The 12,902-nt window shown below is 72.2% G+C and carries 13 protein-coding genes and 1 pseudogene; 7 read left to right on the top strand and 7 right to left on the bottom strand.

Going from position 1 to position 12,902, the window contains the following annotated elements; translation table 11 throughout:
- Both ABZW30_RS18075 and ABZW30_RS18070 read right to left on the bottom strand, forming a co-directional pair.
- On the bottom strand, positions 1–2,331 hold a 2,331-nt coding region (locus ABZW30_RS18075), incomplete at its 3' end, for a Tex family protein (protein WP_355672082.1).
- 192 nt (positions 2,332–2,523) lie between these two features.
- Entirely contained in the window at positions 2,524–3,102 is a 579-nt protein-coding gene (locus tag ABZW30_RS18070; protein ID WP_355672081.1) for a hypothetical protein, read from the bottom strand.
- Between the two features lie 74 nt (positions 3,103–3,176).
- On the opposite strand from ABZW30_RS18070, the gene ABZW30_RS18065 reads away from it, so the two are divergent.
- The 4 genes from ABZW30_RS18065 (at position 3,177) to ABZW30_RS18050 (ending at position 5,670) form a co-directional block, all read left to right on the top strand.
- On the top strand, positions 3,177–4,076 hold the full coding sequence (locus tag ABZW30_RS18065) for an aminoglycoside phosphotransferase family protein (protein WP_355672080.1): 900 nt from the start codon (positions 3,177–3,179) through the stop codon (positions 4,074–4,076).
- 20 nt (positions 4,077–4,096) lie between these two features.
- The gene (locus ABZW30_RS18060; protein ID WP_355672079.1) at positions 4,097–4,582 is read left to right on the top strand and encodes a DUF6232 family protein; all 486 of its coding nucleotides are present in this window, start codon (positions 4,097–4,099) and stop codon (positions 4,580–4,582) included.
- Complete coding sequence (locus ABZW30_RS18055; protein ID WP_355672078.1) at positions 4,579–4,902, top strand: hypothetical protein; 324 nt, start codon at positions 4,579–4,581, stop codon at positions 4,900–4,902. The genes ABZW30_RS18060 and ABZW30_RS18055 overlap by 4 nt, the downstream gene beginning before the upstream one ends.
- A 135-nt stretch (positions 4,903–5,037) precedes the next feature.
- On the top strand, positions 5,038–5,670 hold the full coding sequence (locus tag ABZW30_RS18050) for a TetR family transcriptional regulator (protein ID WP_355672077.1): 633 nt from the start codon (positions 5,038–5,040) through the stop codon (positions 5,668–5,670).
- Positions 5,671–5,841: 171 nt separating this feature from the next.
- Here ABZW30_RS18050 and ABZW30_RS18045 read toward each other — a convergent pair whose 3' ends face one another.
- Complete coding sequence (locus ABZW30_RS18045; protein ID WP_355672076.1) at positions 5,842–6,777, bottom strand: pentapeptide repeat-containing protein; 936 nt, start codon at positions 6,775–6,777, stop codon at positions 5,842–5,844.
- A gap of 131 nt (positions 6,778–6,908) precedes the next feature.
- Between ABZW30_RS18045 and ABZW30_RS18040 the strand changes: the two genes are divergently transcribed.
- Positions 6,909–7,559 (top strand): GNAT family N-acetyltransferase, encoded by a 651-nt coding sequence (locus tag ABZW30_RS18040; protein WP_355672075.1) that lies wholly within the window; start codon positions 6,909–6,911, stop codon positions 7,557–7,559.
- A 21-nt stretch (positions 7,560–7,580) separates the two neighbouring features.
- On the opposite strand, the gene ABZW30_RS18035 is transcribed toward ABZW30_RS18040, so the two are convergent.
- Positions 7,581–8,375 (bottom strand): SGNH/GDSL hydrolase family protein, encoded by a 795-nt coding sequence (locus ABZW30_RS18035; protein ID WP_355672074.1) that lies wholly within the window; start codon positions 8,373–8,375, stop codon positions 7,581–7,583.
- Between the two features lie 250 nt (positions 8,376–8,625).
- Positions 8,626–8,979 (bottom strand): annotated as a pseudogene (locus ABZW30_RS18030) (helix-turn-helix domain-containing protein); the annotation flags it as partial.
- A gap of 97 nt (positions 8,980–9,076) precedes the next feature.
- On the opposite strand from ABZW30_RS18030, the gene ABZW30_RS18025 reads away from it, so the two are divergent.
- Together ABZW30_RS18025 and ABZW30_RS18020 are read left to right on the top strand one after the other, a co-directional pair.
- Positions 9,077–10,291, top strand: coding sequence for a pyridoxal phosphate-dependent aminotransferase (locus ABZW30_RS18025; RefSeq protein WP_355672073.1), 1,215 nt, complete (start codon positions 9,077–9,079; stop codon positions 10,289–10,291).
- An 18-nt stretch (positions 10,292–10,309) separates the two neighbouring features.
- Positions 10,310–10,642, top strand: a complete 333-nt coding sequence (locus tag ABZW30_RS18020; protein WP_355672072.1) for a YnfA family protein — start codon at positions 10,310–10,312, stop codon at positions 10,640–10,642.
- Between the two features lie 84 nt (positions 10,643–10,726).
- Here the strand turns inward: ABZW30_RS18020 and ABZW30_RS18015 are convergent, their stop codons facing one another.
- On the bottom strand, positions 10,727–12,394 hold the full coding sequence (locus ABZW30_RS18015; protein ID WP_355672071.1) for a metallophosphoesterase family protein: 1,668 nt from the start codon (positions 12,392–12,394) through the stop codon (positions 10,727–10,729).
- A 211-nt stretch (positions 12,395–12,605) separates the two neighbouring features.
- Positions 12,606–12,860, bottom strand: a complete 255-nt coding sequence (locus ABZW30_RS18010; protein ID WP_355672070.1) for a hypothetical protein — start codon at positions 12,858–12,860, stop codon at positions 12,606–12,608.
- Positions 12,861–12,902 lie beyond the last annotated feature (42 nt).

The following is a 12,902-nucleotide window of genomic DNA, read 5'->3' as shown; positions in this document are numbered from 1 at the left end:
GCCGCCGCCGCGGCCGCCCTGGCCGCCCTGGCCGCCGCCGCGCCGTTCCGGGCGCGGCGGGCGGGCCTGCCGGTCGCCCCGGTCGCCGCCCCGGTCGCCCCGGTCGCCCCGGTCGCGGCCGACCTCGTCGTCCAGCCGCAGGGTGAGCCCGATCCGCTTGCGCGGCACGTCCACCGAGAGCACCCGGACCTTGACGATGTCGCCGGGCTTGACCACCTCGCGCGGGTCCTTGACGAAGTTCTTCGACAGCGCCGAGACGTGCACCAGCCCGTCCTGGTGGACGCCCACGTCGACGAAGGCACCGAAGGCGGCGACGTTGGTGACCACGCCCTCCAGCACCATGCCGACCTCCAGGTCGCCGATCTTGTCGACGCCCTCCTTGAAGACGGCGGTGCGGAAGGCCGGGCGCGGGTCGCGGCCCGGCTTGTCCAGTTCGCCGAGGATGTCGGTGACGGTCGGGACGCCGAAGGTGTCGTCGGCGAAGTCGGCCGGGCGCAGCGCGCGCAGCCGTTCGCTGTTACCGATCAGCTCGCGCAGCTCCCCACCGGTCGAGGCGAGGATGCGACGCACCACCGGGTAGGCCTCGGGGTGCACGCTGGAGCCGTCCAGCGGGTCCTCGCCGCCGGGGATGCGCAGGAAGCCGGCGCACTGCTCGAAGGCCTTGGGGCCGAGCCGGGCGACGTCCTTGAGCTGCTTGCGGGTGCGGAACGGGCCGTTGGCGTCGCGGTGGGCGACGATGTTGTCGGCCAGCGTGGCGGTGACGCCGGAGACCCGGGTGAGCAGCGGCGCCGAGGCGGTGTTGACGTCCACGCCGACGGCGTTGACGCAGTCCTCGACCACGGCGTCCAGCGAGCGGGAGAGCTTCACCTCGCTCAGGTCGTGCTGGTACTGGCCGACGCCGATCGACTTGGGGTCGATCTTGACCAGTTCGGCCAGCGGGTCCTGGAGACGGCGGGCGATCGAGACGGCGCCGCGGATCGACACGTCGAGGTCCGGCAGCTCCTGCGAGGCGAACGCGGAGGCCGAGTAGACCGAGGCGCCGGCCTCACTGACCATCGCCTTGGTGAGCCCCAGCTCGGGGTGGCGCTTGATCAGGTCCTCGGCGAGCTTGTCGGTCTCCCGGGAGGCGGTGCCGTTGCCGATCGCGACCAGGTCGACGTCGTGCTTCTTCGCCAGCGCGGCCAGGGCGGCCAGGGCCGCGTCCCACTTGTTGGCGGGCTGGTGCGGGTAGATCGTCTCGTAGGCGACGACCTTGCCGGTGGCGTCCACCACGGCGACCTTCACGCCGGTGCGGAAGCCCGGGTCCAGGCCCATGGTGGCGCGGGTGCCGGCCGGGGCGGCGAGCAGCAGGTCGCGCAGGTTGGCGGCGAACACGCGCACCGCCTCGTCCTCGGCCTCGGCACGCAGCCGGGCGCGCAGGTCGATGCCCAGCCGGACCAGGATGCGGGTGCGCCAGGCCCAACGGACGGTGTCGCCCAGCCACTTGTCGGCCGGGCGGCCGCGGTCGGCGATGCCGAAGCGGCCGGCGACGCGCTGCTCGTAGTCGTTCTCGCCGGGCAGGTCGCCCTCGGACTCGCCGTCGTAGGGGGAGAGTTCGAGGTCGAGCACCTCCTCCTTCTCGCCGCGCAGCATCGCCAGGATGCGGTGCGAGGGGAGCTTGGTGTAGGGCTCGGCGAAGTCGAAGTAGTCGGCGAACTTGGCGCCGTCGCCCTCCTTGCCGTCGCGGACCCTGGCGACCAGGCGGCCGCGGGTCCACATCCGCTCGCGCAGCGAGCCGACCAGGTCGGCGTCCTCGCCGAAGCGCTCGACCAGGATCGCCCGGGCACCCTCCAGGGCGGCCGGGCCGTCCGCCACCGACTCGCCCAGGTACCGGGCGGCGAGCACGGCCGGGTCCTGCGTCGGGTCGGCGAGCAGGGTGTCGGCCAGCGGCTCCAGCCCGGCCTCGCGGGCGATCTGCGCCTTGGTGCGCCGCTTGGGCTTGAAGGGCAGGTAGATGTCCTCCAACCGGGCCTTGGAGTCGGCGGCGAGCACCTGGGCGCGCAGCGCGTCGTCCAGCTTGCCCTGGGCCTCGATCGACTCCAGGACGGCCGCCCGGCGGTCCTCCAGCTCGCGCAGGTAGCGCAGCCGTTCCTCCAGGGTGCGCAGGTGGGCGTCGTCCAGCGACCCGGTGACCTCCTTGCGGTACCGGGCCACGAAGGGGACGGTCGCGCCGCCGTCGAGCAGGTCGACGGCCGCCTTCACCTGCCCCTCGCGGACGCCCAGTTCCTCGGCGATCTTCCGCTCGATCGCCTGCTGGGCCTGCCGGGCCCCCTGTTCGACTGGCGTGGTCACGAAGCCGGTCACCTTCTCCTTCAGAGCGTTCGCCGTACGCCCTGCATTCTGGCAGGTACCGGTGACGGCTCCCGGCCGCACCCGGGGCGACGGGCGTGGCGCGGTCCCGCGGCGGCCCCAATCAGGCTTGAACGGGCCAAAGTTGCGGCTTCCCACTCCGACGGGCCGGGGCGGGACGATCGGGGGTGCGAGTCACGCCAGTGTGAGCGAGCCGCTGGGCCGGCCGTCGGCGGCGAGGTCGATCACCTTCGTCCAGCCGCCGTAGGTCAACCTGATCCGGTCCGGCCCGTCCCAAGCCGCGTCGATCGAGTCGTCGGCCCTGAAGCCCGCGTAGGCGATCTGCCAGCGGCGGGTGGTCAGGCCGGCGCCTTGGTCTACGAAGATCCACTGGGCGGTGTCGAGCATCCCGGCCTGCTCCTGCCGGACGATCCGGCGGTCCGACCGGTCGGGCGCCTTCTGCGTCCCGGTGACCTGCGGGGCGTCGAGGAAGATCCACAGCGGGACCGTCGCCGCGGCCGTCAGCATGACGCCGACGCCCAGGACCACCCGGATCCAGGCCCGCCAGGTGACGCAGTACAGCACCGCCAGCAGCAGCGGCAGCGCGGCGGTGAACAGCAGCAGCGGCCGGTCGAACCACTCGCGCAGCACCAACAGCCCGCCCGGCCGTCCGCTGTAGTCGCCCACCGCGCCCAGCAGCGTGAGCAGCGCCAACGCACCCAGCGCCGCGCGCAGTGCCCGGCGCTCCCCGTCCGTCCGCTGACTGATCACCATCTCCTCACCTTATCGAGCCCGGTACTTCGGGAATCCGGCTGAAGCCCGGCGATCTGCGCTGTACGCTGCCGGGCATGTGCGCTGCCGCCCGGATGCACCCCGATGAACCGGTCGTCGACGCGGCCCTGGTACGGCGGTTGCTCTCCGCCCAGTTCCCCGAATGGGTGGGTCTTCCGGTCACGCCGGTCGGGTCCGCCGGGACGGACAACGCGATGTTCCGGCTCGGGCCCGAACTCGCCGTCCGACTGCCCCGGGTGGAGTGGTCGGCCGGGGACGTCCGCCGGGAGCACCAGTGGCTGCCCCGGCTGGCACCGCGACTGCCGCTGCCCGTCCCCGCACCGGTCGCCGTCGGCCGGCCCGCCGCCGGCTACCCGTGGGAGTGGTCGGTGCTGCGCTGGCTCGACGGCGTCAACCCGGCCGTCGGCGCCCTCGCCGCCCCCGACGCGCTGGCCCGCGACCTGGCCGGCTTCGTCAACGCCCTGCGCGCCGCCGACCCCGCGGGCGGCCCGGCCGGGCACCGCAGCCTCCCGCTCGCCTCCCGGGACGGCGCCACCCGCGCGGCGATCGCCCAGCTGGCCGGCGCGATCGACACCGTCGCCGCAACCGCCCTGTGGGACAAGGCACTCCGCCTCCCCGAGTACCAGGGTCCGCCGACCTGGATGCACGGCGACCTCACCCCCGGCAACCTGCTGGTCTCCAGAACCGGCCGGCTCGCCGCCGTCATCGACTTCGCCCTGATGGGCGTCGGCGACCCCACCGCCGACCTGATCGCCGCCTGGAACCTGCTCCCCGCCGCCGCCCGCCCCACCTTCCGGGCCGCCCTGCACGCGGACGACGCGATGTGGGCCCGCGGTCGCGCCTGGGCGTTCTCCATCGCCCTGGTGACGATCCCCTACTACCGCCACACCGACCCGGCCCTGACCTCCAACGCCCGCCACGTCGTGCGCGAGGTCCTCGCCGACCGCAGCGTGTAGGAATACCGGGGAGCGAACTCATGATGCACGTCAGGGTGCAAGGGCAGGCGCTATGGGTCGGCGAGGACGCCTATCCGTTGAGCCGCGTCACCAGCACGCGACCGCAGGTGGAACGCCCACCCGAGCGTTCGTGGACAATTTCTCGCTTCATCTTCCTGCTACTCGCACTGGCATATTTAGCGATCACCATCGACACGTCCAATCAGTCCGCACTGAACGTCACATTGATGGCCGCCGGTCCGATCGCGCTACCGCTCCTGTTCCTGATCGGTCTCTACCAACTGCGCGCCGGGCTACGGAGAAAGACTCTCCACAAGCTGATTATCGAGACCGCCAGCTCAAGGACCATCGTCGTAACGAGCCACGACTCCCGACAGATCAGCAGCCTCAGGAAAGCAATCCACAACCCGCGGGCCGAGTTCGCGATCCAAGTCGAGAACGCCCACTTCGGCGACAAGATCGCCCAGTACGGCGACCACAACACCGGAAAGCGGGTCGGACTGTGAGCAACTCCTTCCACTTCGGCGACTCGGTCACCCAGCACGGCGACCACAACATCGGCATCGTCAAGAACCAGGGCCCGCTGGACCCCCAGGCTGCACTGCGCGAACTCACCGCCGCCGTACGACTGTTGCGCGACCAGGTGCCGGCCGAGGACCGGGAGGTGCTGGACGAGTCGCTGGAGGAGATCGGCGACGGCTCCACCGCCTCGCCGCCGGCGCTGCGGCGGGCGCTGCGCAACATCTCCGGGGTGGCCTCGTTGGTACGGGCGGGCGCGCCGGTGGTGGCGTCGGTCCGGCGGATCATGGAGTCCTTCGACTCCTGATCCCCCGACCTTCGACCTTCGACCCCCGATCCCCGACCTCCGATCCCCCGGCGAGCGCCCCCGACTTCCGATATCCCGACTTTCATACCGAGTTAGAAACCTGCCCCGGTCAACCGCTGCTGTTAGCCTGGCCCCATGAGCGGACTGCGGGAACGCAAGAAGGAACGGACGCGGCAGGCCATCTCCGAGGCGGCCATCGCGCTCTTCCTGGAACACGGCTTCGACCAGGTGTCGGTGGCGGACGTCGCGGCCGCCGCCGAGGTCTCCAAGCCGACCCTGTTCAGCTACTTCCCCAGCAAGGAGGACCTGGTCGTCCACCGCTTCGCCGACCACCAGGAACAGGCCGCCGAGGCGGTCCGGGGCCGGGCCGACGGCGAGTCGGTGCTCGACGCCCTGCGCCGGGACTTCCTCGACGGCCTCGCCCGGCGCGACCCCGTCACCGGCCTCAACGACCACCCCCAGGTGCTGGCCTTCACCGCCCTGGTCTACGGCACCCCGAGCCTGGCCGCCCGGGTCGGCGCCTACGTCGCCCGCGCCGAACAGTCCCTCGCCGACGCCCTGCGCGAGGTCCCCGACCTCGCCCCGCCGCACGAGCTCACCGCCCCCCTGCTCGCCGCCCAGGCCACCGCCACCCAACGCGTCCTCGCGCTGCGCAACTGGCACCGCATCCACGACAACGGCCGCACCGCCGACGACCTCCACCCCGAAGCCGTCGCCGACGCCACCCGCGCCTTCGACCTCCTCACCCGCGGCTACGCCGACGCCTGAACCGCGGTCGCGTCGCCGGCGGGCCGCCGTGGGACCGGTGAACGCCGACGGGCCCTGACGATGCCGAGCCACCCCGGCGGGTAGCCGAGCACGGGCCCACGGACCCGCGCGGGGCGGCCGGCGCTGCGAGGACCCGCTCCGCCCCGAGTCGTGAACAGCGGCGAGGCGGGGCTACCGCCGACGCGGCCTGCCCGAGCGGCCGCCGCCCTGCGGCCCGGCCCCGCCACGGGGCTTGCGCGGGGCGGCGGCAGGCACGGCGGCACTGACCGTCTCCGGCCAGTGGGCGGGGCGGGTGAGGGCGGCGGGGAGGCGAGTAGCGGCGTCGCCGCGGGCGGCGTTGAGTTGGGCCTGGGTGAGGAAGAGGGCCGAGGTGAGGTCGGCGCCGGCGAGGTTGGCATCGCGCAGGTCGGCGCCGATCAGGTCGGCGAGGCGCAGGTCGGCGCCGGAGAGGTCGGCGGCGACGAGGAGGGCGCCGCGGAGGTTGGCGCCGCGCAGGTCGGCGGCGTGCAGGCGGGCGCCGAAGAGGTCGGCGCCGCGGTACTCGCGGCGACGGGGGACGGCGGCGCGGACGAGTTCGCCGGCGCGCAGCAGCAGGTCGCTGACCTGCTGGCGGTGCGCGGGGACGTCGACGGCGAGGATCTCCTCTGGGGTGCCGCCGGCCAGGCGGTCGGTCTCCTCCAGGGCCTGGCGCAGCTCGGCGTGGACCGGGCGGGCGGGCTCGAAGGTGAGCGCCTCGGTGAGGTACCAGAGGAGTTCGTGGAGCTGCCGCACGATCGGGAACACGTCGAACATCGGCTGGGCGCTCGCGGGTTCCTCGCGCCAGCCGACCCCACCGAAGGTGACCTGGGAGACCCGCTGTCCGGCGCCGAAGCAGTCGTAGACGGTGCAGCCCTGGAAGCCGCTGTCCCGCAGCCGGGCGTGGATGCCGCAGCTGAAGTCGGTCTGCAGGTTGCGGCAGGGGGTGCCGGCGGCCTTGTTGACGGCGAAGTCGGCGGTGGCCGCGAACGGCAGGGCGACGCAGCAGAGCCCGAAGCAGCTGCGGCAGTCGGATTGGAGCGGGGTCGGCGCGGCCGCCGTCCGGTCCTGCGGCGGCTCGGTCTCGCGCACGTTCCGGGGTCCTTCCAGCAGCTGGGCACCGGTCCGGCGCCGTGGAGCAGAAATCCTACTGGGCAGACCCGCCTCCGCGCCGGTAAGGTGTGCGACGGCAGATAGGCCATTACGAACGGGGGAGAGGCGGCATGCCGCAGTCGAGCATCACCGAGCTGGTCCGGATGTGGATCAGCGGTTGGACCGTCTCCCGGGGCTCCGCCGATCCGGTGGAACAGCCCTGGGGCTGGAGCATCGACGTCGGCGCACCGGTCGGGGAGGTGGGCCGGCACGTGCTGCCCGAGCCGACCGAGGCCGAGGTCCGCAAGCTCGCCGAGACCATCACCGCGCCGACCACCTGGCTGAAGCTGTTCGCCGAGGACGACACGGTGCGCCCCTGGCTCGGCCCGCAGTGGCGGCTGGACCAGCCGGGCTTCCTGATGACCGTCCCGCTCTCCGCCGAGCGGCCCGAGCTCCCGACCGGCTACACCGTGACCACCTGGACCAGGGGCGGGATCCTACGAGTGCTGGTGCGCACCGAGGACGGACACCTCGCCGCCCGGGGCCAGGCGGGCCTGGCCGGCCCGGTGGCCGTTCCGGACCAGATCGTGACCGCCCCCGAGCAGCGCCGCCGGGGCCTGGGCTCGGTGGTGATGCGGACCCTGCAGTCCGCCGCGCACGAGACCGGTGCCCGCACCGGCGTGCTGGTCGGCACGGCGGCCGGGCAGGCGCTCTACACCTCGCTGGGCTGGACCACCCACGCCCCGATGGCGAGCCTGGTCCTGGAAAAGCAGGAGGACTGAAGCAGTCGGACCGGACAGGCCCTAGCGGTAGGGCAGCAGCTCGGGCCGCTTCGGCGGGCGGCCGTCGCCGGAGGAGCGGCCGGTGAGACGGCGGCCGATCCACGGGCCGAGGTGGGTGCCCAGCCAGCGGGCGTCGGAGCGCAGCCTCTCGGCCCGGCCGGTCGGGGCGGCGGGCGGCAGCGGGGCTCGCCAGTCGAAGGCGGCGGGGCGGCCGAGCGCCTCCAGCACGCCCTCGGCGACCCGGCGGTGACCCTCGGGCGACAGGTGCAGGCGGTCCTCCGCCCAGAGCCGGCGGTCGTCGAAGCAGGGCGCGGAGAACAGGTCGACCACCGCGAAGCCGTCCTGCTGCCCGAGTTCCTGCACGAAGGCCTTCATCCGCAGGATGGCGGGCAGCAGCCGGGCGCTGCCGGCCAGGCGGCGGGTGGGGTCGGTGCTGGTGAACAGGACGACGGTGGCGCCGGTGGCGCGCAGGTCGGCGGCGCAGCGGCCGAGCAGCCGCTCGACCCGGTCGATGTCGCAGCCGGGGCGCAGCACGTCGTTGAGGCCGCCGGCCAGGGTGACGAGTTCGGCGCCCATGGCGGCGGCGGTGGGGAGCTGCTCGTCGTGGATCTGGCCGATGAGCTTGCCGCGGACGGCGAGGTTGGCGTACCGGAAGTCCCCGTCCGCCGGCCCCACCCGGTCCGTGTGCTCGGCCGCGAGTGCCGAGGCGAGCCGGTCGGCCCAGCCGCGGTGATGGCCGTCGGGCAGCAGGTCGTCGCACATGCCTTCGGTGAAGGAGTCCCCGACGGCGACGTAGCTGCGGTAGGTGGTGGGCACGGACTGCCTCCGCTCTCCTGGGATGGCTTCGCGGTCCGACGATCGTACGTGCACGCCCACGCGCCTCAATGTCGGGGCCCCTACGCTCATTCCGCGTCCAGTGCCCGTTTATCGGTGCGCGCCATCCTGGGGACACGGGGCGGCGGCCGGCGACGGGGGCCTTGCCGCCGCCCCTTCACGCGACGGCCACCCCCGCACCCGGCGGTCACCCGGCGACGACGGCCGCCCCCTCCACCGCGCTTCGAGCCGTGAACCAGTGCTCGCGCACCGCGTCTGTGGGCCGCTGGGCGCCCAGGGCGCCCAGCCCCCACTCCCCCAAGGCCTCGATCACCGGCCGCAGTTCGCGTCCGCGTTCGGTCAGCTCGTAGACCGTCGCGCTGGCCGGCCGTTCCAGCTTGCGCCGGACGGCGAGCCCCTCGCCCTCCAGCTGCTTGAGCCGGGCGGCGAGGATGTCGGTGGAGACTCCGGGCAGGTCGGCGTGCAGATCGGTGTAGCGGCGCGGGCCGCGGAGGAGTTCACGGACGATCAGGAGGCTCCAGCGCTCCCCCACCGCGTCCAGGGCGCGGGCGACGGCGCAGTACTGGTCGTAGCTTCGGCGTGACATGTGGATCAGCATAGCTAAGAGGTTGGACTTTCCAAGCGCCAGCTTGGTAGAACAAAGCAGAAGCAACGGAGCGGTGGTGACGGTCGGGAGGCCGCAGATGGAGTTTCGGCAGTCCAGCAAGCTGAATGACGTGTGCTACGAGATCCGGGGCCCGGTGGTCGACCAGGCCAACGCCCTGGAGGCGGCCGGGCACAGCGTGCTGCGCCTGAACACCGGCAACCCGGCCCCGTTCGGTTTCGAGGCGCCCGAGGAGATCATCCAGGACATCATCCGCAACCTGCCCCAGGCGCACGGCTACAGCGACTCGCGCGGCATCCTGCCGGCCCGTCGCGCGGTGGTGCAGTACTACCAGCAGCGCGGGGTCGGGGGCGTCACCGTCAACGACGTCTACCTCGGCAACGGCGTCTCCGAGCTGATCCAGATGGCCGTCACCGCGCTGGTGGACGACGGGGACGAGGTGCTCGTCCCGGCGCCGGACTACCCGCTGTGGACCGCGTCCGTCCGGCTGGCCGGCGGCAAGGCCGTGCACTACCTGTGCGACGAAGAGGCCGAGTGGTACCCGGACCTGGACGACATCGCCGCCAAGATCACCGCCCGTACCAAGGCGATCGTCGTCATCAACCCCAACAACCCCACCGGCGCGGTCTACCCCAAGGAGCTGCTGGAGGGCATCCTCGAGCTGGCCCGCCGCCACCACCTGATGGTGCTGGCCGACGAGATCTACGACAAGATCCTCTACGACGGCACCGAGCACCACTGCCTGGCGGCCCTCGCCGACGACGTGCTCACCCTCACCTTCAACGGCCTCTCCAAGGCCTACCGGGTGGCCGGCTTCCGCAGCGGCTGGCTGGTCGTCTCCGGCCCCAAGCAGCACGCCACCGACTACCTGGAGGGCCTGACCATGCTCTCCGGCATGCGGCTGTGCCCCAACGTGCCCGCCCAGTACGCCGTCCAGGCGGCGCTCGGCGGCCACCAGTCCATCAACGACCTGGTGCTGCCCGGCGGCCGGCTCACCGAGCAGCGCGACATCGCGGTCAAGGCGCTCAACGAGATCCCCGGCGTCAGCTGCGTCAAGCCCAAGGGCGCCCTGTACGCCTTCGCCAGGCTCGACCCGGCGGTGCACCGGATCGTCGACGACGAGCGCTTCGTACTGGACCTGCTGCTGCGCGAGAAGATCCACGTCGTCCAGGGCACCGGCTTCAACTGGCCCCGCCCGGACCACTTCCGCTTCGTCACCCTGCCGCGCGCCGACGACCTGGAGACGGCGATCAACCGGATCGGGCGCTTCCTGGCCACGTACCGGCAGAGCTGAGCACATACGCTCGGCAGCATGACCGTGCTGCGTTCCGTCGCTCTGTTCGCCCTCGCCGCAGTCGCCGAGATTGGCGGCTGCTGGCTGGTCTGGCAGAGCGTGAAGGAGCAACGGCCGTGGTGGCTGGCCGGGTTGGGGGTGGTGGCGCTCGGCGCGTACGGCTTCGTCGCGGCGCTGCAGCCGGACAGCCACTTCGGCCGGGTGCTGGCGGCGTACGGCGGGGTGTTCGTGGCCGGCTCGCTGCTCTGGGGCGTGTTCGTGGACGGCTTCCGGCCGACCCGCTACGACGTGCTGGGCGCGCTGATCTGCCTGGCCGGGGTCGCCGTGATCATGTACGGGCCCCGGCGCTGAGAACCGAGCGGGCCCCGCACGTCGAGGCCGCCCGACCTCGACGTCGGGGCCTCACCGCGCGGGGCCCGTCACACCGGTCGGGGCCTACCAGCCCCAGCCGCCGCCCTCGCCGTCGTCGTCGCGGCCGGAGTCCCAGCCCTCGCCGACCTTGCGCAGGATGCTGTAGTTGTCGATCTGCTTGCCGTCCTCGGTCAACGCGGTGACCTTCATGACCGACTTCTGGCCCAGGTGTGCCGGGGTGACGTCGACCTTGATGAAGGAGTAGCCGGTGTAGCGCACCCGCGACCACTGGATGGTCTCGGGGGTCTTCACCCGGCCCTTGCTCCAGTAGTAGGTCGTGACCTCGTCCTGGTGGTTCTCGTGCCCCTCGTAGGTGTCCGGCACGTCGAACTTGTACAGGCTGCGGCCGGCCGCGCCCGCGGTCACGTAGACCACGCCGTCCTTCTCCGGCTCGATGACGGCGCCGCTCGGCACCTGCTTCGAGACCTTGTTGCCGAGGATGGCGTCGGTGCGCTCGTAGATGTGGTTGTGGCCGTTGATGACCAGGTCCACCCGGTACTTCTCGAACAGCGGCACCCAGGCCTCGCGGACACCGCCCTCGGAGGCGTGCGCCACCGTGGTGGAGAAGGCGCAGTGGTGGAAGAAGACCACGATGAAGTCGACGGTCTCGTCGCCGCGCAGGTCCTTGAGGGTGCGCTCCAGCCACGCGGTCTGCTTGCCCGCCGAGAGGCCCAGGTTGGCCGGGATCTCGTAGGAGACGTCGTTGGCGTCGAGGGAGATGACGCCGACGTTCTTGTAGCGGAAGCTGTAGACGCCGGGGACCTTGCGCGGGTCCGGGCCGTTCTCCGGCAGGTAGAAGCGGGTGTTCTCGCCGCCGTAGCCGTTGGGCGAGTACCAGGCCTCGATGTCGTGGTTGCCGTACGCGACCATCCACGGCACGCTGGCGGCGACCGTCTCGGTCTGGACCAGGAAGTCGTCCCAGGTCCGGGCGTTGTAGACGGACTTGTCCGGGTCGGTGCCGGAACCGGCCGGGTCGGCGTAGCAGATGTCGCCGGCGTGCAGGTGGAAGGCCGGCTTCTGGGCCAGGATCACGTGGTCGTTGCCGGCCGCGTGCGAGCTGACACCCTGGTCGCCGAAGGCGGTGAAGGTGAACGGCTCGTACGCCTTGCCCCAGCGGTGGTCGCGGGAGGGCGCGGTGCGGAAGGTGTGCAGGGTGGAGATCTGCTGCTGCGAGGCCGGGTCGAAGCCGTCGTGGCCGACACCGTAGTAGTAGGTGGTGTCGGGGTGCAGGTCCTCCAGCGCCACGTGCAGGTAGTACTGGTCCACCGGCTGGCTGTTCGGGGTCAGCGCCGGGGTGTGCAGGGCGCGGACCTCGGCCTGGATCTTGTGGCTGAGGTCCCACGGGTGCTTGCCGAAGCGCAGGAACGGCTTCTTCACCGGGGCCGGGACCTGCCAGGAGATACGGAACTGGGTGTCCGGCTCGGGGCCGAACTGGAGGTGGCGCCCGATCGGCGCGACCAGCGAGCCGTCGATGCCGTCCGTCGTGCCGCCCGTCAGCAGCTGCGGGCCGGCCGGGGCCGCGACCGCGGTGCCACCGCCCAGCGCACCGCCGACGGCGATGGCACCCACGGTCACGGCGCCGGCGCGGAGCATCCGACGGCGGGAGAAGCGGGCCCGCAGGTACTCGTGCTGCTCGGCCATGCTCATGCGGTCGACAAGCTTGGCCGGCACGCCCATGTTGGGGATATCCATGCGCCGGACTCTGTCAGCGACGCGTTGACCGCACGCGGACTTCCGGTGAACGAGTGTCAGCGCATCCCCCACTCGAACACCAACGTTCGACCATGACTAAGTAAAGAGCATGTTCATACCGAATCGATGTCGGATCATGGGCCCCACTGGCGCGAGGGCCTGACCCGGTGTCGCGACTGCACCCGGCCCTCGCGACACCGGCGAATACGCCTCAGGCGGACGGCTCGTCCCAGTGGGTCGCGGCCCGGTCGCCGGTGCCGTCACACGTGCGGCAGATCTCGTCCCGGTAGGCCTGCCTGGCACCGGTCGCGTCCACCCGGTAGCGGACGTACACCCCGGTGCCGTTGCAGAGGAAGCAGTTGCCACCCCCACCGCCCACCTCGGTGGTGCCGGTGCCCTGGCAGGTACGGCAGTTGAGGCCGGCGGTCCGGCCGGTGCCCGCGCAGATGCGGCAGACCGTCGTCATCGTCTTCCTCCCTTTGCGCGGAACCGCTCGATGCACCGGTCA

The organism is Kitasatospora sp. NPDC004669 (assembly GCF_040609455.1).
In the GTDB taxonomy this organism is placed as follows: Bacteria; Actinomycetota; Actinomycetes; order Streptomycetales; family Streptomycetaceae; genus Kitasatospora.
This window is presented reverse-complemented; position numbering and strand designations above follow the sequence as displayed.